Annotated in this window: 18 protein-coding genes and 4 pseudogenes; 7 read left to right on the forward strand and 15 right to left on the reverse strand. The window is 37.2% G+C overall.

The features are described 5' to 3' along the window. Window positions 1-25 precede the first annotated feature (25 nt). From AAZO_RS39810 to AAZO_RS27605, 6 genes and pseudogenes are all read right to left on the reverse strand, one after another. Window positions 26-238: pseudogene (locus tag AAZO_RS39810) on the reverse strand (helix-turn-helix domain-containing protein). Window positions 239-244: 6 nt separating this feature from the next. Continuing rightward, on the reverse strand, window positions 245-457 hold the full coding sequence (locus tag AAZO_RS21635) for a helix-turn-helix domain-containing protein (RefSeq protein ID WP_013192817.1): 213 nt from the start codon (window positions 455-457) through the stop codon (window positions 245-247). A gap of 1,069 nt (window positions 458-1,526) precedes the next feature. Continuing rightward, window positions 1,527-2,504: a porphobilinogen synthase gene (gene hemB / locus AAZO_RS21640; protein ID WP_013192819.1), complete on the reverse strand. Its 978-nt coding sequence runs from the start codon at window positions 2,502-2,504 to the stop codon at window positions 1,527-1,529. Window positions 2,505-2,789: 285 nt separating this feature from the next. Continuing rightward, complete coding sequence (locus tag AAZO_RS21645) at window positions 2,790-3,149, reverse strand: DUF4870 domain-containing protein (protein ID WP_013192820.1); 360 nt, start codon at window positions 3,147-3,149, stop codon at window positions 2,790-2,792. A 1,284-nt stretch (window positions 3,150-4,433) separates the two neighbouring features. Continuing rightward, complete coding sequence (locus AAZO_RS21650) at window positions 4,434-4,934, reverse strand: formylglycine-generating enzyme family protein (RefSeq protein WP_228371760.1); 501 nt, start codon at window positions 4,932-4,934, stop codon at window positions 4,434-4,436. A 231-nt stretch (window positions 4,935-5,165) separates the two neighbouring features. Then, window positions 5,166-5,444, reverse strand: coding sequence for a formylglycine-generating enzyme family protein (locus tag AAZO_RS27605; RefSeq protein WP_228371351.1), 279 nt, complete (start codon window positions 5,442-5,444; stop codon window positions 5,166-5,168). Between the two features lie 578 nt (window positions 5,445-6,022). Between AAZO_RS27605 and AAZO_RS21660 the strand changes: the two genes are divergently transcribed. The 5 genes from AAZO_RS21660 (at window position 6,023) to AAZO_RS21685 (ending at window position 14,160) form a co-directional block, all read left to right on the forward strand. Then, window positions 6,023-6,277, forward strand: coding sequence for a type II toxin-antitoxin system MqsA family antitoxin (locus AAZO_RS21660; protein WP_013192821.1), 255 nt, complete (start codon window positions 6,023-6,025; stop codon window positions 6,275-6,277). 336 nt (window positions 6,278-6,613) lie between these two features. Next, a complete protein-coding gene (gene prfC / locus AAZO_RS21665) occupies window positions 6,614-8,242 on the forward strand; it encodes a peptide chain release factor 3 (RefSeq protein ID WP_041643602.1) in 1,629 nt (542 codons plus the stop codon). Between the two features lie 172 nt (window positions 8,243-8,414). Beyond that, entirely contained in the window at window positions 8,415-10,601 is a 2,187-nt protein-coding gene (locus AAZO_RS21670; protein WP_013192823.1) for a M48 family metalloprotease, read from the forward strand. A 613-nt stretch (window positions 10,602-11,214) separates the two neighbouring features. After that, the gene (locus AAZO_RS21680) at window positions 11,215-11,712 is read left to right on the forward strand and encodes an RNA recognition motif domain-containing protein (RefSeq protein WP_013192825.1); all 498 of its coding nucleotides are present in this window, start codon (window positions 11,215-11,217) and stop codon (window positions 11,710-11,712) included. Window positions 11,713-12,888: 1,176 nt separating this feature from the next. Then, the gene (locus AAZO_RS21685) at window positions 12,889-14,160 is read left to right on the forward strand and encodes a glycosyltransferase family 4 protein (RefSeq protein WP_013192826.1); all 1,272 of its coding nucleotides are present in this window, start codon (window positions 12,889-12,891) and stop codon (window positions 14,158-14,160) included. Window positions 14,161-14,339: 179 nt separating this feature from the next. Here the strand turns inward: AAZO_RS21685 and AAZO_RS21690 are convergent. The 9 genes and pseudogenes from AAZO_RS21690 to AAZO_RS21730 form a co-directional block, all read right to left on the reverse strand. Next, window positions 14,340-15,039: pseudogene (locus AAZO_RS21690) on the reverse strand (hypothetical protein). A gap of 492 nt (window positions 15,040-15,531) precedes the next feature. Beyond that, window positions 15,532-15,780 carry a hypothetical protein gene (locus AAZO_RS21695; protein WP_013192827.1) on the reverse strand — a complete coding sequence of 83 codons (249 nt, stop codon included), beginning with the start codon at window positions 15,778-15,780 and terminating at the stop codon, window positions 15,532-15,534. Window positions 15,781-16,014: 234 nt separating this feature from the next. Next, window positions 16,015-17,288, reverse strand: a pseudogene (locus AAZO_RS31840) (IS701 family transposase). A gap of 268 nt (window positions 17,289-17,556) precedes the next feature. Continuing rightward, window positions 17,557-18,666 (reverse strand): annotated as a pseudogene (locus AAZO_RS21705) (ISAs1 family transposase). Between the two features lie 216 nt (window positions 18,667-18,882). Then, entirely contained in the window at window positions 18,883-19,101 is a 219-nt protein-coding gene (locus AAZO_RS21710; protein WP_041641810.1) for a hypothetical protein, read from the reverse strand. 116 nt (window positions 19,102-19,217) lie between these two features. Beyond that, window positions 19,218-19,403 (reverse strand): hypothetical protein, encoded by a 186-nt coding sequence (locus AAZO_RS21715; protein ID WP_041641813.1) that lies wholly within the window; start codon window positions 19,401-19,403, stop codon window positions 19,218-19,220. A 960-nt stretch (window positions 19,404-20,363) separates the two neighbouring features. After that, on the reverse strand, window positions 20,364-20,504 hold the full coding sequence (locus AAZO_RS35830; protein WP_187289554.1) for a hypothetical protein: 141 nt from the start codon (window positions 20,502-20,504) through the stop codon (window positions 20,364-20,366). A gap of 1,099 nt (window positions 20,505-21,603) precedes the next feature. After that, window positions 21,604-21,879: a DUF5615 family PIN-like protein gene (locus tag AAZO_RS21725; protein WP_041641816.1), complete on the reverse strand. Its 276-nt coding sequence runs from the start codon at window positions 21,877-21,879 to the stop codon at window positions 21,604-21,606. Between the two features lie 129 nt (window positions 21,880-22,008). Next, window positions 22,009-22,287, reverse strand: coding sequence for a DUF433 domain-containing protein (locus AAZO_RS21730; RefSeq protein WP_228371352.1), 279 nt, complete (start codon window positions 22,285-22,287; stop codon window positions 22,009-22,011). A gap of 149 nt (window positions 22,288-22,436) precedes the next feature. On the opposite strand from AAZO_RS21730, the gene AAZO_RS21735 reads away from it, so the two are divergent. Beyond that, window positions 22,437-22,709: a hypothetical protein gene (locus AAZO_RS21735; RefSeq protein ID WP_013192831.1), complete on the forward strand. Its 273-nt coding sequence runs from the start codon at window positions 22,437-22,439 to the stop codon at window positions 22,707-22,709. 222 nt (window positions 22,710-22,931) lie between these two features. Then, window positions 22,932-24,659 (forward strand): Rqc2 family fibronectin-binding protein, encoded by a 1,728-nt coding sequence (locus AAZO_RS21740; RefSeq protein WP_013192832.1) that lies wholly within the window; start codon window positions 22,932-22,934, stop codon window positions 24,657-24,659. Window positions 24,660-24,853: the final 194 nt, after the last annotated feature.

The following is a 24,853-nucleotide window of genomic DNA, read 5'->3' on the forward strand; positions in this document are numbered from 1 at the left end:
ATTTTGAATTTTGAATTGAATTGCCCTAGTCTTCTACAACATCATATAAATCTTCAATCAAAACTTCAAATGTCCGTGCCAGCTTTTGCAGAGCAGTTACATCCACAGTGGCCAATCCCGGAGACTTAGCATAGTTTTTGAGCGTGGTGTATGCAATTCCTGAACGCTCTGAAACCTATTTTAGCGTCCAGCCCTTCTCAGCGGCAAATTCCTTGACCCGCAACCTCACCAAGCCCATAGTTTATTATTCCTGCACTATTTCATACAAGTCTTCTATCAGCACGTTAAAGGTTCGCGCTAACTTGTGTAAGGATGTTACATTAACAGTTGCTAACCCAGGAGAACGAGCATACACCTTGAGCGCACTGTAGCCTACACCAGAGCGATCATACACTTCTTTTAATGTCCGACCATTGTCAGCGGCGAATTCTTTAATTCGCAACCTTACTAGACCCATACTTGACAAAAGGTATATACTTACCCTTTACTAGTTCAAGTAATAAAAAACGAGCGCCCCTAGTCTGCCAAACAAAAGTGCTATCGGCAATTTAAATAACAAATATTAGTTTCAACCTCTTGGCATCTTTCACCCAAAAACCAAGTTTATCTACCCAAAAGATAGGAATCTATCACTATGATCACTATTGAATAATCGAAATCTAACTCTGTCAACCCTTTATTTCGCTTTGTCACCGAAGAAGAAGTTGCTTTAGTCTTAAAAATTCCCGTTGCAGAAATCAAAGATATCCGGTGTTGGCCAAATGTAATTTTAGTAATTAATTTCCGAACATTTAGTTAGATTTTTTAGTTACGCGGACTTACCACCTATCTTAGCAGTTGAACCACTAACAAAAAAATATATTCTCACTTGGCTTAAACGGTGGCGGAAACACCTATGTTAAAATAATTCAAGAAATTACGAGAAATTAAGGATATTTATGAATGAGCTACTGTCGCTTAGTGGTAAATAAGTATCACAGTTATTTATTTTAACTCTACTCATCATGTATTGATTCAAGAATAATATCAGGCTCAAAATAATCCCTCGCATAATCATTAAGAGTTTTTGCTTTAGGTTAAAGTGGAGTAGAGTTTTTACTCTACTCTAACTCCATTGATAGAATATATTCATCTTTTATCTCATGTTTAAATTTAGATATTGATAATTCTTTTTCTAATTTATCAACAAACTTAAATAATATTTGACTAGCAATATTATTATTGCTATGTACTGTAAATAAAAAATCATTGATTAATTCAGTCATTTTCTCGGTAAGAATAGGAGACTCCCTGATAGATAATAGCTTTTTTCTTTCTGTGTAATAATTCTCAGTTAGTATGAGAAGAAGTCGCTACATAGCTATGATAGCGCCATATTTTTAAATCTGTAACAAATACGATAAGTAATTTGTTCAATTGAGTATTGCTGAGACAGAACAATTGTCCACTAGTACATCAAAAATACAAACAATCTCACGCAAAGACACTCAAATACTCTCTGCGTCTTTGCGTGAGATAATACTTAATTACAACCACCTAGCCGCATCTTTAGCGTGGTAAGTCAAAATCAAATCAGCACCAGCCCGTTTAAAGCCAGTCAAAGTTTCCATCACCACACGCTGCTCATCAATCCAACCATTTAAAGCCGCAGCTTTCACCATCGCATACTCACCAGAGACATTATATGCCGCCACAGGTAAATTACTAGCTTGCTTCACCTGCCAAATAATGTCCATATATGCCAAAGCTGGCTTCACCATTAGCATATCAGTGCCTTCAGAAATATCCAACTCAATTTCTTTGATAGCTTCACGGGAGTTACCGGGGTCCATTTGGTAAGTGCGTCTATCACCAAACTGCGGTGTGGAGTCTGCTGCATCCCGGAATGGACCATAATAAGCCGAAGCATATTTAGCAGCATAGGACATGATGGGTATATCTTGAAAACCCGCTTCATCCAAAGCTTCACGAATAGCCTGAACGAAACCATCCATCATTCCCGAAGGTGCAATAATATTCGCACCTGCTTTAGCTTGGGAAACTGCGGTTTTCTTTAATAATTCTAAAGTTGGGTCATTTAAAACTCTACCAGTTAAATCACCAGTTGTTAAATAACCACAATGTCCATGACTTGTATATTCACACAAACAAGTATCAGCCAGAATAATTAAATCAGGAACAGCTTCTTTTACTGCGGTTGCTGCTTTTTGAACAATACCACAATCATGCCATGCACCTGTAGCATCTACATCCTTATCTTCAGGAATTCCAAATAAAATAATTGCGGGAATACCTAAATCATAAACTTCCTTTGCTTCTTCAACAATCTTATCTACCGAAAGTTGGTAAACACCAGGCATAGATTTTACTTCATTAGCAATACCTTCACCTGGAACAGCAAATAAAGGATAAATCAAATCATTGGTTGTTAAAACGGTTTCACGTACCATGCGGCGTAGTTGGGGATGGGTACGTAAGCGACGGGGGCGATGGGTAGGAAACATAAATAAACTGTTATCAAGGAAAGAGGAATGGACACACAAGAAAGCGTCATAAAAGCAAGGTTTTGACTTGCTCCCGTCCGACAAACTACAAACAGTGCTTAACTGTCTTTTGCCCTACTGTTGATGAAGCTGTGGGGCAATTTTGTATTTTACAACTTGGTTGACATTATTCCTATAGGAAAGTCAAAAAAAATCTTAAATATTCCTGCTGACTCATCAGAAATGTATGCTGTAATCAGAGGTAGATTAGCCTCAATTATTGCCTCAATTATTACTCTCTTGGGACTAAAAAATCCTGACGATAAAGGGATAACGAATAGGTGTATCAGGATTAGCAAAAACCTTAGTGATCGCCCAAATTGTTAGTCCCCAGTGTAGCAAATAACCTAGCCCTGCTAATGGTAATAATACCACCAATGGTAACACTAACCAACCAGTTAGAAAAAATAAACTCCCCAGAATAGCACCATAAAACCAGACGTTCAAATGGAAATTGATGGATTCTTTGGCGTTGTCTTTAACGACTGGATCGTCAAAGACCAATAATAAAGCCATCGGTAAACCAACGGAGACAACTGTGGTACTGAAAAAAATCGCTCCGTGAGATAAGGCTGATAACAGTTTACGTTTATCGCTGTCGTACATTCTATGCTCCATAAATCTCTTTCATACTTTAATTTTATAAGGGAAAAGGCTGAAAACCCCATAATAGATTATTCCTGAAATCTTTTTGGGATTTCATTCAGTAACTTTATCTTTTAAGCCGGGGATGAAAGCCAGGTCAGGGGTAAACGCCTCACCGATTTTGATGTAAAATTATGGTGTGAGTAAGAACAACCATCTACACGATTAACCTTTCTAGACCAGTGAAATTCTGGCTACACTCAAAGGTATGATTATTTGGCAACTAGGGCAACAAATCAACAATGGTAGATTTATTATTCAATTCAGAGTAAAGCCGTGGGTAGGGGTGGTTTTGGTATTAGTTACACAGTTTTAGAACCCCGCACGGCTAAATTATACGCCATCAAAACCCTGAACTCAACCATGCAAATGAGGTAAGACTTTGGAGAACAACAGGTTAAGTTTATTAACGAAGCCTTGACAATAATTATTAAGGATTTACAAGATGATAGTGTTATACTAACATAACCTAACCTAGGTTGAAAAACAAAAGAAATCATGTCATTTTCGATAAAATTTTACAAAAAAAAAGGGAGAAAATTACACTTCAATTCAATCAATATCAATGATGTAATGAAACCTCATAAAGACTGTAGGGTGCCTTAGGAGGGCGAAAAGATAGTAAAATATAGAGATAAATTAAATACGCAACGTAACGCACCATTGATATTGTCTGAATTAGGATATCCAAGGATTTCAGGATTAATTGTCTTCAGTCACTTCCTTTTACCCTTTGTGCTGTCTTGATATACAACGACCTTAGACTATCACTTAGTTGGACTAATGATTATAGAGACATCAACCATACTGCACGCTAATTATTCTCTCAGTATCCCTGGTTTTGGATCATTTTTTCCTTGGATTACTCTTATCAAAAAAAGCCTAACTGCTCTCTAAATCATTCAATCTTAAGTAAATATATTAGTTATTTGTCACCTAGCAACTTATCTGTTGGTAGTTCTTCCAGACCCTGGTTATTGATAGGAAACTCAAAATCTGGTTTTGGCATCAATTCACAAAAATACTCATTTATTGCCTTGAAAAAGCTACCCTCAACCCTAACATGCCCAAGCCGTGTTCCATACCAGAATGTCTAGGGTTCGCTGAACGGCAACCGTGAGCAGAAGCCATCCAAGCACCACCACGCACTACGCGACAATTTTTACATTCCAAGCAATAAACATCTCTATCACCAATTTCTTGCGGTCCTCCTTCAGATCATTCTGCAATATTCCCATGCATATCCTAGAGTCCGAAGGCATTAGCTACCTGAAAGTAACCAACTTCTCTTGTTTCTTGACGAAACATATTTTTAGGTTCTTTATTATAGGTGAAATCACCATCATAGTTGGCAATATCTGTGGTGATATTTTCCCCAAAATTAAATGGTGTAGTAGTTCCAGCACGACAGGCATATTCCCATTCCTCTTCTGTCGGCAAGCGATATAGTTTCCCTGTCTTTTGGGATAACCGATAAAAAAACTCTACAGCATCAACATAAGATATTGAGTCTACGGGTTTAGTTGCCCGTTTGAATTCGGAGGGGTTAGGATTGATATAAAATGTGACTTTGGGTGAAGATGCTACTGCCCGCCATTGTGCTTGGGTGATAGGGTACTTGCACAAGTAAAAGGGAGCAATTTTCACTTCATTTTGTGGCTGCTCTGTGACTTTTGCCTCTTCATCATCCTGGGGCGAACCCATCCAAAATGTTTCCCCTGGAATAGAAACCATTTCCAGTTTCACTCCCAAGGATTTTTTCTCCTTGGGAGTGAACTTGAATAATATCAAATTCAAACGTTTTTTCAGTCATAAGTTGAACAAGCAACCCTGATACCAAATAAGCTAGAACTATATTCCATATCACAACGACCACGGTTCACAGAGCGGCAACTGTCTGTAAAAGATGTCCAAGCACCACCACGCAGTATGCGATGATTTCTAAAATCCAACCAATAACTATCTCGTCGCCAATTTCTAGTGGACCTCCTTTATAGGGCAGATACTGACTATCACACCATTCCCCTTTCTGTGCATATCATACAGCCCAAAGGCATTGGCTACCTGAAAGTACCCGATTTCTGTTATTTCTCCACGATTCACGCCCTTGGCTTCTCTAGCATATATTGGGAATCTGTCATGATAGTTAGCAATGTTTGTGGTGATATTTTCCCCAAAATGAAACGGTGTAGTTGTGCCAGCACGACAGGCATATTCCCATTCCTCCTCTGTCGGCAAGCTCTTTAAAATCGGCAATTTTATTTAGTTCCCCATTGCGGGACAGGATAGCTAGCAGATGTATATCTGAGCCTACTACCATAACATTTTACCAACTTTTAAAAAATGGTTTTTTGAAATATTTTGTCGAAGCGACTGACGTTTTGGATCATTTTTTAGTTGGAATACTCTTAGAGTAAGCCACAAAATAAATAGACCTCTTGCAGAATTAACTTTATGTTATGGTCGGGGTTTTCTTTGTTTTAGCTAAAAGTTAGAGTTACAGGCTTATGTTTGAATTAGGGAGCCCAAAGAACACCAAAAATACATAAAATATAAATCTATCTATCATACCACATAAACAATTTTGCAATAGGTCTAATGATCCTGTCTTGTCATGCTGAGTGTAGCGATCGCGAAGCGTGGCGTAAGCCATAGCAAGAATAAGCATATCCGAGATTCTTCACTATCTCTTTCAGAGACGCTCCGCGAACGTTCAGACTGACATTGCGCATTTCTTTTTGTGGAGTTCTCTTATTGAATTTTCCAGAGTTTCGCGACTGACAATTTTAGACTGGTATTAACTATACTCAACTTGAAAATCAGGTAACAGAAATATGAAATGCAATATTTGTAGTAATAGTGAAGGTGTACATATCTGCAACGTTAACAGAACCTATGGAAAAGGGGAAGAACTGCTGGTAATTGAAAATGTACCTATTATTAGCTGTCCTCATAGCGGTGAAAGTTACATGACAGCAGAAACACTGCAGAAAATTGAACAAGTTAAGCTCAACTGCAAGATTTTTGCAGTTGCACGTTTTGTAGATGTTGTTAGTTTAAATGAGGATAATGCAGCTATTTCTCTATAAATTATCAAAATTGAGGCAAGTTTTTTGTCTGCAAAATTTAAAGAAGCGTTAGTTAATATTTAGTTCTTAAATCCTGTAAATCCTTAAATCTTGATTCAGGCGATCTGGGAAATCAAAAACAAGATACTATACTATAGTATGCGCGCAAATAAAAATTACCACTACCACTATATTAGACATAATGTAAGCTCTGCTATTTGTCAACTACCTCAGTCATAAATTTCTGAATTAAGATTGAGGAATCCGACGTAAGAATGAATATAATTAACAAATGTGTTTCCTAGTCCTGAAAAAGATTACATTCAATTAAATAAGGTTAAGAACAAATTACTGATTATGACTACTGAACTTGTGGAAGAACTGGGTAAAGCGGTGGAAATGCGGCGCAATTTTGCGATTATTTCTCATCCTGATGCTGGTAAAACTACGTTAACGGAAAAATTATTATTATACGGAGGTGCTATCCACGAAGCAGGGGCAGTCAAAGCCCGAAGAGACCAGCGCAAGGTAACTTCTGACTGGATGGCAATGGAACAACAACGGGGTATTTCTATTACTTCTACAGTGTTGCAATTTGTCTATCGTAATTGTCAAATTAATTTACTGGATACCCCTGGACACCAAGATTTTAGTGAAGATACCTATCGCACTTTAGCAGCTGCCGATAACGCGGTGATGTTAATTGATGCGGCTAAGGGGTTGGAACCCCAAACCCGGAAACTGTTTGAAGTGTGTAAGCTGAGGGGTATTCCTATTTTCACATTTGTGAATAAACTGGACCGTCCGGGGAGAGAACCTCTGGATCTGTTGGATGAAATTGAGCAAGAATTGGGGTTACAAACTTACGCAGTGAATTGGCCTATAGGGATGGGCGATCGCTTTAAAGGTGTATTTGATCGCCACCAGCGGCAAATTCATTTATTTGAACGCAGCGCCCACGGTAGCCGAGAAGCCCGCGATACCATCATCAATTTAGGTGAAAGCAGAATTGAAGAACTACTAGAAGAAGACCTTTATCACCAACTCAAAGATGAGTTAGAGCTATTAGAAGGAGCAGGAGGGGAACTGGATTTAGAATTAGTGCATGAAGGAACAATGACACCTGTGTTTTTTGGTAGTGCCATGACTAACTTTGGGGTGGAATTATTCCTCAAATATTTCCTTGACTATGCCCTCAAACCAGGTACACATAGGAGTAGCGTCGGCGAAATTCCTCCTACCTACCCGGAATTTTCAGGATTTGTCTTCAAACTCCAAGCCAACATGGACCCGAAACATAGAGATAGAGTAGCTTTTGTCCGGGTCTGTACAGGTAAGTTTGAAAAGGATATGACAGTTAATCATGCCCGCACAGGCAAGGTTGTCCGTCTGTCTCGACCACAAAAGCTCTTTGCCCAAGAGAGAGAATCAATTGATGTGGCTTATCCTGGTGACGTGATCGGTTTGAATAATCCCGGCGTTTTTGCGATTGGGGACACAATTTATACAGGTCAAAAACTGGAATATGAGGGAATTCCTTACTTCTCACCAGAGCTTTTTGCCACTCTCAGAAATCCCAACCCCTCGAAATTCAAGCGATTTCAAAAAGGTGTTTCTGAATTACGGGAAGAGGGTGCTGTACAAATTATGTACTCAAATGATGAAGCCAAGCGCGATCCAATTTTAGCAGCGGTTGGTCAGTTGCAATTTGAGGTGGTGCAGTTCCGTCTACAAAATGAGTATGGTGTGGAAACCATATTAGATTTATTGCCCTACAGTGTTGCTAGATGGGTTGAAGGCGGTTGGGAAGCTTTGAATCAGGTGGGACGTTTATTTAACACGACTACTGTTAAAGACAGTATGGGAAGACCTGTATTGCTATTCCGTAATGAATGGAATTGTCAACAGTTGGAGGGAGACCATCCAGAGTTGAAATTAACTGCGATCGCCCCTGTATTTTCCAGTCAAAAACAGGATACAGAATAATTCGTTGTAATTAATTACTGCTTCCTTCTGCCTCCTCCTCCTGACTCCTGCCCCCTCCTCCTAAATAAATTCAGGGACTCGCATCATAATTGTTGAATTTTGAGTTTTCAATTTTCAGTTTTGAATTAGATCGCGTGTATTACCTAGCAGAAATTGGAGTACCACAAGTTCTATGCCTTCATATCAACAGCCGTCTTTGGAGGCTGGTTTAGCTGCCCTCAAGCAGGGAAATTACTACGCCGCAATTACTCAACTTGTACCTATTGCCAACAGCAAAAATCAGAGCAATACTTGTTTGCAAGCTCAAGTTGGGCTAGTTATGGCTTATGCGCGTACAGGCGAAATTACTAAGGCGATTACCCTTTGTGATTATTTGATTAGAAGCACTAATCCGCAAGTTCAAGAATGGGCACAACGCGCTCTTGAACACTTGAATAAAGTGCAAAAACGCCACAAAAAAACTAGGACACTTGAAAATGGATTTGTGGCTTTTGATAATTCCTTAGCTACTCCTTTAGTTTCTACCACAACGCGACAACAAAAAGAAGGTATCCCAGAAAAAAATACTCCTAATCCTGATATAGATATCCCAAATACTACAGCCACTGAACCAGTTAGTATTTATTGGCGACACGCTAGACGTGCTAAGGTATGGCAACCTCTCCGTAAATATAACTCCATCCTATCCCGGCTGCTGGCGCTGGGAACATTCATAGCCATTTTTTGGGTATTGTGGGGATTAATCAGTTTGCTAATGGCTTTGATCACCCAAATTTTAGAAAAACTGCCTTATGTAAATCCATTGCCACTTTTATATACCAATCCTGCTTCATTAATATTATTCCTATTATTGGTTTTACTCGGATTGTCTCCTTGGTTGCTAGATTGGCTATTGGCAAAATTTTATGGACAACAACCGCTATCTAAAGAAATCTTGTACAGCCACAGCCGTGAAGTACTCCGGGTGACACAACGTGCTTGTCAATTAAGACATTGGCCTGTTCCCAGACTCCAGATTTTACCAATGGCAGCACCAATTATGTTGACCTATGGTAATTTACCCTGCACAGCCCGGATTGTCGTTAGTCAAGGATTGTTAGAAAAACTAAGTGATGATGAAATAGCCACTATCTACGCCTTGGCTTTAGGGCAAATTGGCCGCTTGGATTTTCTGGTCATGTCTTTGGCTTTGCTGGTGACCTTGCCAGTTTATCAGCTATATCAGCAAGCATCGACTTGGGGAAATAAGAGTGACAAGGAAATTTGGCGCTGGACTGCTACAGCTTTGAGTAGTCTGAGTTATGGAATTTGGTGTTTGCTGGCTGGTACGACTTTGCTTAATTCCCGGTTTCGGCTTGACTCTAGCGATCGCTACGCAGCTGAAATTACAGGAAATCCCAATGGGTTAATTCGTGCCTTACTCAAAATTGCCATTGGTATTGCTGATGATATCAAAAAACAAGAACACACGAGTTGGCAATTGGAAAGTTTAAATATTGTCGCCCCAGTTAGCCACCAACAAAGTCTGTGTTTGGGAAGCATTGCAGGATATCTGCCCTGGGAATCATTCTTAATGTGGGAAAACTCCAATCCTTATCGGCAATGGTTTACTGTTAATAATAGCCATCCATTAATGGGCGATCGCATCCAACGCATAAGTCAAATAGCCCATCATTGGCATCTAGAAACTGAACTACATCTAACCATTCCAGAATCCTTCCCCGTTAAACCTCAATCCTTCCTATTACAAATCGCCCCTTGGTTGGGAATACCCCTGGGGTTTGTATTAGCAGGTATGTTTTGGCTAATATGGCAAACATCATACACATTTCATTTAGTCAACCTGCAATGGATCTATGATGATTGGTCTTTCATGACAGGGTTTATGATGATCGGCTTTAGTATAGGTACAGTGATGCGGATTAATGCCTTCTTTCCCGAAATCAAACCTCTCGCCTTACAAGCTGATGACCAACTGCCTCAGCTATTAACCAACCCCTTTGTTTTACCAGTAGATAGCATCAGTGTCCGGTTTGTTGGTAAACTATTAGGCCGTCGTGGAATTAGCAACTGTCTATCCCAAGACCTGATTCTACAGTCCAGCACAGGTTTAGTGAAACTACACCATGTTCCATTGTGGGGACTCTCAGTTACTCCCCAAGAATTAATTGGTCGGCAAATTATCGTCACAGGTTGGTTACGACGAGGAGCAACACCTTGGATAGATATCCAAACCCTAGAAACTCAAAATGGCAAAACCATTAACAGCCCTCATCCTATTTGGTCTACTGTTTTAGCAGTCATCGCCCAAGCATGGGGAGCATATATTATGCTCACCGCCCAATCTGTTGGGGGTTAATACTAAAATTCTCGGCTGACTAGATGAAATGTAAACAGAAGTTGTAGATTTCTTTTCCAAATGTTACATTTATTCATGAAATCCATAGAACCCAAAGTAAATCAGCCCTCCAACCTGGTGATTAGTCTGGCTGCTAATACTAACCTATCCCCATTAGCTCCTCCCAACAGAGCAGCAAATCAACCAGCCAGTGGCTGGTTTTTATTTCAAATTTTTAACCTTTTGCAAAAATTGTATTTTATGCTACGATGCATTAATACTATACTATGGGCAAAAATGTAGGTGCTGAACTAGTTACGTAGAAAATACCGTGATAATGTTAAGAGATGGTATTTGACTCTGCGAATAAAAGCTAGGAAAAAATCATTTACTGTGGCGGACGGTGGGCTATTAAATTTACAATTCTTAGAATTAAGGTGGTATTAGCCGGGCGTATTAGTGCTTTTGTCCTAAATAAGCTTGATCCCAACAAAAAACTGTATTGTATAGGTTGATAGTTTGGATTAAAAAAATTGGTTTACGGCGATTTTAATTAATAGCATCTATTGAAAAGCCAAAGCCAAGTGATTGTTTTTGTCTTGTCATATTCATTTCAACTCTGGAGGTATAGTTCATGTCCGTTCGCCTGTATATAGGTAATTTGCCCAAAGAAGAAATAGATCGTCAAGAGTTGCAAGCAGTGTTTGCATCTGAAGGCGATGCTGTCACCACTAAACTAATTAAAGACCGCAAAACAGGCAAATGTCGCGGTTTCGGTTTTCTAACGGTGAACAATGACGAACAAGCAGACCAAATTATTGAAAAGTATAATGGTCAATTGTTCAAAGACACAGCCATCAAGCTAGAAAAAGCATTACCTCGGACAAAAGGTGAAGAAGGTGACGAGCAAGCACCCAAGCCTGCTAGTCAAGCTAGTAGCGCCCCCGCACCTAGCATCAACAAGGAAAACCGTCGTGACAAAGGCGCTAAGAAATCTCGCCGTGGTGGTGGTGGTGGTGGAAATCGTGAAACAACTACCACAGTAGATTCAGACGCAATTCGTCCCGATCCACGTTGGGCTGCTGATTTAGAAAAGCTGAAGCAGATGTTAGCCGCACAAGCGACTAACTAATCCTATAGGGTTGGAAACAGTAACTTGACAACTATTCATCTATTGGCAAATGTCGTCAGAAAAGCTGTCAGCAGTAAGCAAGCCCCATAAATTGAGGGGAAAGAGACTTAAAAGTTAAAAATTAAAAATCAGCATTTGTGATTTTTAATTTTTAATTATTCTCTTATTACTAAAGCTACTAAACTCATCTGAGTAAGTCAGATTCCCCTGTTAATCAAAGACTAAAATTACCAGACCCGTTACGGGACTGTTCTTTGTGCAAATCACCACCAATAAAACAGGACATGAGCAGTGCGAATAGCCGATTCTGGCTATTCGCACTGCTCAGTTTTTTGTGGAGAGATGGGGAAGGTGGGGGCTTACAGGGATAGGTTTTTTAATATTATCTGTGAAGGCAAGACTTGGAAGATTTTCTACGCAAAATGGTCTTTTGATGGTCTGTTATTGTTACCAAACGTACATGATTTGTATTGTTTTTTTCCTCCCTTGTGACCTTGTCTACCTTGTCCACCAAGTCTTGCCCTCACGAGCAAGTAAAAAACCTACCCTTGTGAGGGTGGGGGTGATGGGGAGAATTATGTATTACCTCCTAAACTCTGAAATATTGAGACATATGTAAATCTTTTAATAAAAAGTATCTTATTTAACAAAAAAAAATAATCTATAATAATACTATATACTATAAGTAAATGCAATTCTCAAAAAACTAATTTCCTCAAGGAACTCTTGTAATTATGGAACTACTGTAAAAATTAATTACTTATTAATTTAAGTAGTTAAATATTAGTCATTGGAGCAACTAGATATTTTAAATTGCTGAGTTAGTAACATTAAATATTAATTTATTATTGCTGTAATATAAACACGGCAATGATCTTCCGGTGAGTAATTAAGGCTCTATTTATTTAGAATGGATAAGATTTAATTATTCCATAAAACAATAGATTACATCTATCAAAATCAAATGATTAGAGATTAATATACAAAAATTAGACATAATAAAGTTAAATATAAATCCTGAAATAAACTATCTAATTTGGTAGTAGACAAATATTTTTTATGACATAATTAAATTTATATGAAATTTAATAAAAGTTTCTAAATAATTCAGGTAAGCGTGAGTAACGCCAACTTGAAACCGCATACTACCTTGTGAGAATCAGCAACACACAACTTATGAACTCTACCACTAACAAACGCATTGCCTTGATTTCAGTCCACGGTGATCCGGCGATTGAAATTGGGAAAGAGGAGGCTGGAGGACAAAATGTTTATGTTCGCCAAGTGGGTGAAGCACTATCCCAGCTAGGATGGCAAGTTGATATGTTTAGCCGCAAAGTGAGTGTTGACCAAGAAGATATCGTTCAACATAATTCTCGTTGTCGAACCATTCGTTTAACAGCCGGACCAGTTGAATTTGTACCACGAGATAACGGTTTTAAATACTTGCCAGAATTTGTGGAGCAGTTATTGGAATTTCAAAAACAAAACAGCATTAAATATGAGTTGGTTCATACTAACTACTGGCTATCTAGTTGGGTTGGGTTGCAGCTGAAACAAATCCAAGGAAGTAAACAGGTTCACACATATCATTCTTTAGGAATAGTCAAATACAACACAATAGAAAATATTCCTCTAGTTGCTAGTCAACGTCTAGCAGTGGAAAAAGAAGTATTGGAAACAGCGGAAAGAATTGTGGCGACAAGTCCGCAAGAAAAACAACACATGAGAACTCTGGTTTCTCATCAAGGAAACATTGATATTATTCCTTGTGGTACAGATATTCGCCATTTTGGTTCAGTGGATAGACAAGCAGCTAGAGAAGCATTGGGAATTGATCCACAAGCCAAAGTTGTTTTGTATGTAGGGCGTTTTGACCCACGCAAAGGGATAGAAACCTTAGTGCGTGCTGTGCGTGAGTCTAAGTTTTATGGTGATAAAGACTTAAAACTGATTATTGGTGGTGGAAGTACACCAGGTAACAGTGATGGTAGAGAACGTGATCGCATCGAGGGAATTGTTAACGAATTGGGAATGAGTAAATTTATTTCCCTTCCTGGTCGTCTCAGTCGAGAAGTCTTACCAACTTATTACGGTGCGTCTGATGTTTGTGTGGTTCCCAGTCACTATGAACCCTTTGGACTCGTGGCTGTGGAAGCAATGGCCAGTGGAACACCAGTTATAGCTAGTGATGTTGGTGGTCTTCAGTTTACCGTTGTTAATGAAAACACTGGCTTATTAGTACCACCCCAAGACGTAGCAGCCTTTAGTAACGCCATTGACCGCATTCTTGGTAATCCCCAATGGCGTGCACAACTAGGTCAATCGGGTAATAGACGGGTAATGAGTAAGTTTAGCTGGGACGGTGTAGCTAGTCAGTTAGATGCCCTATACACCCAACTACTGCAACCAGTTAAAGAAAAAGAACCTGCTTTAGTTAGTAAGTGATCTTTTTCGGAGAAAATAAAATAATTTATTTGGGTAAAGAGTGAAGATTTTTTCTTGTCCTTTTACCCTTTTATATTGCTTAATTTTTATGGAACTAACCGCAAAGTACGCAAAATATACAAAGGAAGAGAAAAACAAGAGTAGAGTTTTGTACAAATATATGAGAACTCCTGTAACTGCTAGATGGGTAAATTATTAGGATCTATACCTTTTTTCTTTTTCTTGACGTTCTTTCTCAATTTGTTCTACAGCCCAAATTAATAAATGACCATCTTGATTCCAGCATCTTAACCAATAACCTGTTCTCCCTTCTTTTGAACCTTACCAAATTCCTAAAAATAAGCCCATACTATCAAGCCAATCATAACGGTTTTCATCTGGCTATTTTAACTGATATCCCTCATTTTATAATTGATAAAACTCTAATAAACCATCTTCAGGAGCGAAAATTACATAAACAGTAACTTTTAATATTTGGTCATAAAAAAACATTTTCCGGGGGGATAAGTCCGTTTAAAAGAATATTTTACCCCATCGATATCAGATAAAAGTTCCATTACTCGGGAATATCACCTTCTAACTTTGGTGTATAGCTTCTGCGTTCTGGTTAAAGAGATTTAACCGATGGTACGTATAACCAGTCAGGTACTTTAAGAAGAATTTGTTCATTAACTGTGGTACAAACAGCAAAGTTAGGAACTATTAACATTTGCAGTTGAATAAAACCGGCAATTTCTAAACTTTCCCTTAATGCACGTGCTAAAATAGGTTGTCCTGTATTTTCCACTGGTTCATCCTCTCACTGAAAATCATCGGGTAATGCTTCCCAAGAGATAACCAGTTCTGTGTTGTTTTCGGTTCACTAACTTGGGTATTCATTTAGATCAGCTCTGATAGATACATTTTTATTTTAGTTCTATTTTAGTTGTTTATATATTACTGGCTAATTTTATTCGTGTATCAGAACATGAAAATTTACCACAAACTCATTATATTTAAACGAAGAATGAGTAATGAAAGTGGTATTTCGTTAGCTAAAACCAAACTACTGGCTCAGTTGATAATCTACGTTTGATAGCATCTAAAATTTCTTGAATTGTAAAGTGAAGATAGTGAAAAATAGGTGGATAATTAATATCTATAGTTCCCTATTTATTTGCGTAAAAGCATTAAGTGTCTATCTGTTGGACGATAAGAAAGACTTGGGCGAGGACGACGATTATCAATATTGACAAACTTATTTTGGTGATTAAAACGTCCTACTTCAATAGGAGTATTTTCTTCGTCAAATGTGATTACCCACTTAATTTTAGGCTTTAATTTTCCATTGGAGTCTCTTTCACCTAAATCATAAAATCAATTTTCGTAAAACTACCCAATTGGATAATTATTTATATTCTTAAACTCCTGTTTAATAATTAAATGTGCATAAGGAATTCGGATAATATCGTAGTTTACTTTAAGAATATTTGTGAAAAAATCTTTTGCTTCTTCAATTAGATAATTCTCTGCAGTTTCTTTTTGCTCTTGACTTTTAAGTGCAATGCAAGGAATGAAATGAGTTTTTATTTCAAATAAGTCAGAGACTGTTATAAAATTATCTCTATGATCTAAAATCATGTATTTTCACTTAAATATAATATGGATTGAAATTTATCAAAAGGTAATTTTGCATTTCTTTGAAAAAACTCATAGGGTATATTTTAAAAATCTATAATCCATATTTCTTTATAATCAAAAGTTAGTACAATATCACGAGTTGGAAATCTACGTAAGGCGTTTTTTCTATTTATTTGTGTAAAATCTGAACTTTGAGGAGCATTATAAACAAAGGTTGCTCGTTGGTTATCGAGTTCAATACATAATAGCGGTACGGAAATAAAAATCAAGCCTAAATGAAATGTAGCCCAAACTGGCTCTATCAGAAGGAAACACGTCCGGATTCCAGTTGAACCAATCAATAAATAGAAAAGATATGGCTGTTCTTAACGCTTCTAAAGCTTTAGTAAAAGTATTCAAAGGTTTCTTAGCCCACCTTGGTCTTAATCCTCCAGTCTACTGATGGCAAATAATAAAAGTGTAGGCACAGAAAACCAAAATAAAATGGCGCAGTAAACTGCTGTTATCTCAAACTTGAGATTCGTTGAGTCCTAACCATCCCTTGGCTTCCCTGTAAACAACTTCTACCCAATTTCTTTGAGAATATGTATCAACTATCCATTGGGGTGTGACAATTGATGAAGAAACATTGGTAATAAAGTAGCCAATATCAGTGGCTTGAGAGAAAGTAGAACCGTTGATCACTATAGTAATATTTCCCTTTCCAGTTAGTTAAGGCTGATATTTCTACTTCTTGAGTTACTACCCATAATGTTTTGGGTTTATGTAAACTCCAGTTGAATTTCTGTAAAAGCCTCTTGGGGTAAACTTTGTACTAATTCATCTAACCTGATTATTTGTGGAATATCCTCTTGGTCACTGGCAAGGACTTTGGCATTTTTCGCTAATCCTCCTCAATACTTTCAATTCCGATTCTCTATCTTTAATAAGAAAGATGTATTGTGGCCATATCGAGCATCTATAATTACTATTCCTGATTGATAACCACGGCTTAAGGTCAGATCTATTAATTTAATTCCTAACTCAGGTTTATTCTCAAATATAGGGTCTTGTTTCCCTTTGGGTCAAGAATCACCGTGGTGATATAACTGTATATCTAGTGGTAAGCTTTTACTGCCATCATAATAGATGTGTTGTTACTACTACTATTCCATTATCCCTTGTCCCAATTTCTCCAATATATTGTCTTCCTACTCCATCCCTAAAATTCCCCATTTTTCTATGGACAGAATCATCAATTATTAAGCTAAATTCTCTGGTGATTCTCCTCTGACTACACTTGTTCATAATCTCTAACCGACGGTCGTTGACTTGGGAACTGGACCAAGGTGCTTCAGTTGAAACGTGGTGTAATCGTTGGTAAGTCACCCCTAGGGCATTCTCTGCCATTTCAAATAGGTTTTTCTCTCACTTTCACCCAATCATCCCCCTCAATAATGTCTAAACTCTCTTCTTTCCCCTTGATGAGTAAATACATCATCAAACCTTTAACACCATCTTTCAAACAGGGGAAACGCACCTTATTTCCTAATAAAAACTAATGAGGACTTTAAAATCATCTATATTAAGTGCAAAGCTTGATGGATATATAAACAAAATCAATCACTTTTTTATTAAGCGATGAATTAGCTTATCTCCAATTGAATAACTCTTAGCTAAGGATAAATGAGCTAACTATTCATCCATAAATAAGTAAACTTATCTGTAAAAATAAGCAGAAGAAAATATTAAGTAAATTGTTGACAAGTTAGTTGAGGCTAAAGCTAAAACTCTTTCTCAAGAGTTATTATCCATTGCTGCCAAAAACTGTTTATTTTTTATCCCCCGCTTCACGGGGTTCTCTTTACCCAAAAGATCGACTGCTATCTGCCGCATTACTGCAAAGTTTTGTGGAGCATTATCTTTCCTAATCTGGCAGTCATCTTGTTTTAAAGCTACATCTAATACCCAATGCAATGAATTTTCTATTGCCCAATGGCTGCGGACAGAATTAGCCAATTGTTCTCCATTTGAGTCAAGACTACTAATAAAATAACGAGTCTCTACTGTTGTTTTATCATCCACTTGTCCGATAGATTCTACCATCCCAACACTTTTTAGATTTGACCAAACTGAATCAGGGTCAAGCTGAAACCCAATTCCAGGTAACATCACATAATTGCGGATCTCATGACGACTATGCCATATTTCTTCGGGTTTATATGTGCTATGTTGAAGCTCTTAAAAACCTGTACTTATCCCTGACTTAAATAGCTGTTCTACTGACTCATACAGATTACCTTGGTTCTTTTTTAAAGTAATTACATAATCTGCATTTTCTTGCGTAATTAACTTTACTATGTCTTTGTGACACCCGATGGCATCAATCCTGACAATACATCCAGCTAATTCTAAAACCTTTAATAATTCGGGAATTGCTGTAATTTCATTTGATTTCTCATGCACCTTCATCTGTCCCAACACTAATTTATTTGTAGTTGCCCATGCACTTACCATTTGGATTGCACTCTAGTCACTATTTTTACCATGAGAACTACATAAAGTTTTCCCGTCAATTGCCACAACTTCACCATCCCTTATCTTATGTACTGATTTCATCCAGTTCAAGAAACAATTTTGAAATTTTTGCGGATTCAATTGTGCAAATACCCTTCCAAATGTGTCCTGGGACCGGAGCCCATTTCCTAGTTCTAAAAAGGTTTTTAACCACTCATATTTTGTGCAGCCATAGAGTTCAATTGCCACCCAACTATCTGCTCCACAAATTACTGCACAAATTCCAATGGTAAGAATGTCAATTAACTTGTGTCGTTTCCTCCCCTCTACTCTTGGATCTTCCATCTGTGCAAGGTGGTCAGTAATCGTTATTTTGGGCTTGAGCTTCACACTTTTTGGGACTTTCTTCTTCTACTTTTACAATGACTTTACCATCAGAGCCTCATTGGTCAACCTCTATATCATCAGCCCTCCCTACCTTTCTCGTTTCTTAGTATATATGTACCACATTTACATGCGTTCGCCCTAATCTTTCAAACTATGGTGCCATTGCTGCGGCAGTGGTTTCTTTCATCAGCTTCTTTTAACGTGAAAGCTATGCTGAAATTACATTATACTCCTTTTTACTCTTAACTTTTGTTTAAGTCCCAATAGTCGATTCCATCCAAAATATCCTTTTTGCTCAGGATATTCAATATTGGAAGTTGTTATATAAATCCATCCTCCCCAATCTTTAGAACTATCACGAGTACAATAATTACCTACTCTATTTTCTTGTTCACTTATTCTTTGATAATTATCAAAACTTCTTAACACTATATCCATGTCAGCATAGCAAATATGATTTTTGTACTGGCTAAAGAAGTATGTATTACATATATCTTACCAAACTAGAGAAAATCCTTTAAATCGCCAATATTCTCCGTCATTTTTATTTGAATCTAGTTGTCCAAAAAAGTTTTCATAGCTTCGTAAAGTTCCCAATAGTCAGCATGTTTATAGAAAGTATGATGATCTATTTGCTCAAGTGATTCTTTCAAAATATTAATTATTGCAGCATAAGTGTCACCATCATAAATAGACTGGTTATTACTTAAGTAGCTATCTTTAAATCGTTCAGCAAACAATTTAATATCTTGAGTAAGAAGTTTAATATTATCACGTGCATCTTCCTCTAACTGCTGGAAAATTTCATCGTAAATAAAGCAGTATATATCACTTAAATCCGTGCTTTCGTAACTAACTCATGAGCGTAGGTAACTCATTATTTCAACATGAATTATATTATCATCTAAATAAATGGCTTTATCTAAATATTTATAAATTTGAGAATAATCAATTCAATTTGATCAGTACGACTAATCTGGTTTTGAATAGCATCAATTGCTAAATCATTATAAGCAGAACTTGCCCAATCATTTTAATTTAATCTTACTATGGATAACACAAGGTTCTCCATTCTTTCTTTCTTTCAAAGGTAACTCCACCGGAAGAAAGAGTAGTTTGATATTATTCTTTTTGATATTCAGGTTGATTTATTTTAAATTTTTCACTATGCTTAGTATCTTTTTCAAATTTATTAAAGGTACGGTTATTTTAAGGTAGGGTTATTTTTGAGAAATAGATCGTTTATTTGCTTGAAATTACTATCACTATTATCTTTATCAAGACCATTATGAAGACAAAATCAAAGGCTTTTTGTTAATGATGATTTACGAATACCAACAAAATTATCCCCTCTTTCTCTTTCTTCTAATGTAACTAGCTTAAGTTCTGAAAAATCCATGATAATTTATGCTTGTGATATTCCTATACTTCAGAAGTAAAAGCCATTATATTTATAATCAATTTGTTATATAATTTAGTGAAATCTCCAAATTTAACTAGTTGGGATATTGATATATATAAAAAATCTATTAATTGTTTTTTATCTCGACTAAAAACGCTATCCCATACAAAGAACATTAATTTATTTTGGGTATCTATAGAACTGACTAGTAGTTTGATGAAGTAATATCCGATTTGATTATCTTCCATTCCTCTAACTGAATCATGATGACTCTTAATGAAAATATTAATCTGTCTAACTAACTTGCGCCAATTGTCAACATCAAATTCTGAATAGTTTGTAGTTTCAGGTTTACTTTCACACAATCTAAAAATTCCCATTCCCAACGGCGTCTAAATGAACTATCCATAAAGTCAATAGAATTATCAGAAGTATTCATTCATGGTTCCAAGAATTGAGACATTAGGATTAGGAGGATTTTTAATTTAGCGATCTTTAATACTCATATTTAAGAAATCAACTATACTTTAAAAAATAGATTTCTTCTCTCTGATTCAACTGGAAATTCCTATTCGGAATTATTACCTGCTAATTCTATTTGTGCAACACCTAATAATTGAAGTATACTTAATAGTTCAACTTGTCTAATATTAATTAAATAAGATGACCATCCATTATCTTGTATATCTAAAACTTGAAAAATAGTTCCGAAAATAGCTGAATAATTACCTCAATTAATTTTATAACTAAAATAACCTTGTGGGCTTCATTACAAGCATCTTTATGAGCCTGTTTAATTCTTTCCTCTTTTTCTCCTTATTCTAATTTTTAAAATCTATATTGTTGATTATATCTTGATATTTTTCGATTATCTTTTGATACTATTTAGTAATAGCCATCGCAAGATCACCTTCAGAAAACTTTTTTTATCTAACATTTTTACCTTTTGTTATTGGCACAAGTTTACCCATAACCATAAGTATATTCTGGGGGAAAAACTGTTTTGACAACATTTTCTGAATTTTCTATTCCGAAACTTGGAATGATTTCATATTCAATTTTATGGCTTTTTCCAGTTCCTGGAGTTCCAAGGATAATTTTTTGAATTGGTCTTTGTATTTTTAGGTTAGAGTTATTATCTTGAATGTTATTTGAACTTCTTTTCCTGATTGTGATTCTGTTATCTATACAAAAGAGAAATGTATCTAAGAATATCGAGTTAACTTTGCAAACTTACATCTTGCAACAGTCCCAAAAAATCTTCTAAAGACCACTAACCAAAGCTTTGAGTCTAGTTGAGCGATTCACTAGCCTAAACGAGAATAGAAGAGTATAAGATTTTCTGTATTACAAGTTTTTACTTAGTCTAATTTAATATAGATATAGATTAAATCATCTAGTGTATCAAAATTAATCGTATTTCTACGTATCTTTCAAGCAAAATTGACTACGGAAAAATCATGTAGTGATCATCTTTTTAATTAAATGACTATGTTGAATTAATTTATCCGTTTGCTTTAATCTCATAAAAACTTCAACTAATTTTTCATATCTTTTAGTTCAAGTATTTCCCAAATCAGAACTAAGGTATTTAAAATTTCACAAATTGAACGGCGGCGTCTTTGGTCATAATAAGTAATTCCTGCATGATTCATTCCGCCACGATTAAGTATGACATAATCATCATTCTGAGTAATCAAGGTAGGGTTTTCAGATAAGGCAAAAGCAATTTGTTCTCTGTCTGATACACCAGTTAATCCGACTTCTGGAGTCGTAGTCACATCAATTCTTCCACGACGTGAACCTAATGTAATTGCATTACTTACATCTGAAAGTTAACTCTCTCAGTCATCGCGTTTTTTCAGCTTTTCCTCCAAAATCGAAGGAGTTTGTGCTTGGATTTCTTAAATCAAAGCCTCTGATTGTGCAATTTGTTGGTTAATTTACTCTCGATAATCATGATAATATGGCAAAGCAGCATAAATATCAAATAAGGTAATGCTAGGATAATGGTAGAGAATTTCATCGGGAGACATTCCCATTTGTTCATGCCAAATTACAATATCCTGCACTCGGATACGATGTCCAGCAATGCAAGGTTTTCCTCCACAAATACCAGGAGTGATCTCAATATGTTCTTTAATGATGTTAATGGACATAGTGTTATTCAGTGAGTTATTAAACATAATTATATCGTTGACAACACCACTCAGTAGTAACATCTGCTTTGTATTAAATATTACGGTAAAATCATATACTTTATGGGGTGTTGAGCCTTTTTTTCCTATCAAGTGCGAAAACTGATGAGTTTAACTTTGTTCACTCCCAGCGCAGAGGGTACAGTTATATAGAGAGTCAAGCAGGAAAAACGATGGAAGTCCAAGAAATCAAAAAATTCCCCAGGCCCAGAAAACTGGACAGTGAACCAACGGCTTCTCAACACATTAAGATATTAGATTGTAATGAACCAGTTAGTAGAGTGATTTTTGAATGCTGGCATTGTAAACAAGGTCTTTTGAGTGAGGTAGATGTCACAGCTTCACAGTATCTGGAAATTACCTGCCCGAACTGTAGTAAAACAGCTTTGAGGTTAATGGCAGACAAGGTGCTGTCAACCACTGCTATTCCTTCACCGTGGCAATAACAGGAAAAAGTGTTAGACCGTTAGAATGATTCTGAAGGAAATCGGAATATCTGACGGTTTTCTTTTTGGCTCTGAGCCAAAAAGAAAAAACTATATTATTGTTACCAATAATTCCTTAATGGTATAAACCATCGGATTCATCCGAGGAATAAAACCAAAATCGTTCGACTAAGGCTCCCGAACGTCCAAAATCCAAAATCTAAAATCGGATGACTAATTGTTTTGCAACCAGTTGATTTTACAACTCTCAAAGCTGCCTGTGGTGAACTACGGGCTAATTGGCTACCTGCGCGAACAGAACAGGTTTTCCAGCGCGATCGCTATACTATTGCCATAGCCTTACGGACTATGAAAAGGCGGGATTGGCTAGATATTTCTTGGCATCCCCAAGCTACACGCATTTGTATTGGTGAACCACCACCACGCATACCAGACACATTCACTTTTAGCCAACAACTAATTCATCAGTTGGGTGGGTTGGCCTTAGTTGCTATTGATTTTATCGCCCCTTGGGAACGAGTGGTTGATTTAAAATTTGCCCGTCGTCCAGGAGAAGAAGCACTTTATCACCTGTACGTCGAAGTAATGGGTAAATATAGTAATGCTATTCTCACAGATGCTAGAAATGAAATTATCACCGCTGCGCATCAAGTTAGTCAGCAGCAATCTAGCGTCCGTCCCATCCAAACCGGACAGCCTTATGAACCGCCACCAAAACTTACGGGAACTATTCCCAGTTTGGGGAAATCTCAAGCACGCTGGCAAGAAGGAGTCAGTTTGATACCGGGAGGGATTAAACGACAGTTACTGAAAAGTTATAGTGGTTTGAGTGCGGCTTTGTTAGATACGATGTTGCTGACTGCGAATATAGCAACAGATACAAGCACAGATGCTTTAACTGGTGATGATTGGGATAGACTATTTGCGTGTTGGCAAAAATGGCTACAAACTTTAGAAACTGGTAAATTCCAACCCGCTGGGACTGAAAATGGCTATACGGTGATGGGTTGGGCTGAAGTAGCACCAGCCAACAACATTCAAGAATTACTCAACCAGTATTACACCGACCAGTTACGTCAACAGTTATTTTCCCAACTACGCCATCAGTTAAGTCAGAAGTTACAAAATATTCTGGGTAAGTTAGGCAGTAAGGCACAAACATTTAAAGACAGATTACAACAGTCAGATCAAGCGGATGAATATCGGCAGAAAGCTGATTTGTTAATGGCGCATCTGCAAAACTGGCAACCGGGGATGAAGGAAATTATCCTGGCAGATTTTGAGACAAACCAACCAATGGCGATCGCACTTCAACCAGATAAAAACGCTGTCCAAAATGCCCAAAAACTTTATAAACAACATCAAAAACTTAAACGCGCCCGTGCTGCTGTCGAACCATTGCTGTGGGAAGTGCAAACAGAAATTGACTATTTGGAACAAGTAGAAGCTGCAATTTCCCAAATTGATCAATATCAAACAGCAGCAGATTTGCAAGCACTAGAAGAAATCCGTGATGAACTAATTGGACAAAAATATCTAGAAGCCTTAGAATATCGCAGCAGAAGCACAACCGATAGAGCAAGTACCAACTTTCATTGTTACCGCACTCCCAGCGGCTTTGAAGTCTTAATTGGTCGGAACAACAAGCAAAATGATTATCTCACATTTCGTGTCGCAGGAGATTATGACTTGTGGTTTCACGCCCAAGAAATCCCCGGGAGTCATGTTCTACTACGTCTAGAACCGGGTAAAGTTCCTGAAGAAACAGATTTACAATTTACTGCCAATCTTGCTGCTTATTTTAGTCGTGCCCGTCAAAGTGACCAAGTACCAGTAGTTTACACCCGATCCAACCGGGTCTACAAACCCAAAGGTACTAAACCAGGGCTTGTGGTTTACAAGCAAGAAACTATTATTTGGGGACAACCGGGAATAATTCGTAATTCGTGATTATTTATTGCCTCACTCTCCCCAGTCCCCAGTCCCCATCCCCCCACAAATATAAAGACCGACTCACCTAAGGACAGATATTTTTTGAGATTTTTACATGAAAAATCTGTACTGACTGTTACAATCTTGTTAAGAAAAGTTGCCCGTTGCATTTTGGGAACGCGCAATTTGGTTTTGACTCTATTGAGAAGACA

Origin of the sequence: 'Nostoc azollae' 0708, from assembly GCF_000196515.1 — a bacterium.
Taxonomy (GTDB): Bacteria; Cyanobacteriota; Cyanobacteriia; order Cyanobacteriales; family Nostocaceae; genus Trichormus_B; species Trichormus_B azollae.

Bases quoted from the DNA above. Each gene is read 5' to 3' on its own strand.
- AAZO_RS21635 (WP_013192817.1), bottom strand. From the start codon at position 457: ATGGGTCTAGTAAGGTTGCGAATTAAAGAATTCGCCGCTGACAATGGT.
- hemB (WP_013192819.1), bottom strand. From the start codon at position 2,504: ATGTTTCCTACCCATCGCCCCCGTCGCTTACGTACCCATCCCCAACTA.
- AAZO_RS21645 (WP_013192820.1), bottom strand. From the start codon at position 3,149: ATGTACGACAGCGATAAACGTAAACTGTTATCAGCCTTATCTCACGGA.
- AAZO_RS21660 (WP_013192821.1), top strand. From the start codon at position 6,023: ATGAAATGCAATATTTGTAGTAATAGTGAAGGTGTACATATCTGCAAC.
- prfC (WP_041643602.1), top strand. From the start codon at position 6,614: ATGACTACTGAACTTGTGGAAGAACTGGGTAAAGCGGTGGAAATGCGG.
- AAZO_RS21670 (WP_013192823.1), top strand. From the start codon at position 8,415: ATGCCTTCATATCAACAGCCGTCTTTGGAGGCTGGTTTAGCTGCCCTC.
- AAZO_RS21680 (WP_013192825.1), top strand. From the start codon at position 11,215: ATGTCCGTTCGCCTGTATATAGGTAATTTGCCCAAAGAAGAAATAGAT.
- AAZO_RS21685 (WP_013192826.1), top strand. From the start codon at position 12,889: ATGAACTCTACCACTAACAAACGCATTGCCTTGATTTCAGTCCACGGT.
- AAZO_RS21695 (WP_013192827.1), bottom strand. From the start codon at position 15,780: ATGATTTTAGATCATAGAGATAATTTTATAACAGTCTCTGACTTATTT.
- AAZO_RS21710 (WP_041641810.1), bottom strand. From the start codon at position 19,101: ATGGATATAGTGTTAAGAAGTTTTGATAATTATCAAAGAATAAGTGAA.
- AAZO_RS35830 (WP_187289554.1), bottom strand. From the start codon at position 20,504: ATGAATACTTCTGATAATTCTATTGACTTTATGGATAGTTCATTTAGA.
- AAZO_RS21730 (WP_228371352.1), bottom strand. From the start codon at position 22,287: ATGTTACTACTGAGTGGTGTTGTCAACGATATAATTATGTTTAATAAC.
- AAZO_RS21735 (WP_013192831.1), top strand. From the start codon at position 22,437: ATGGAAGTCCAAGAAATCAAAAAATTCCCCAGGCCCAGAAAACTGGAC.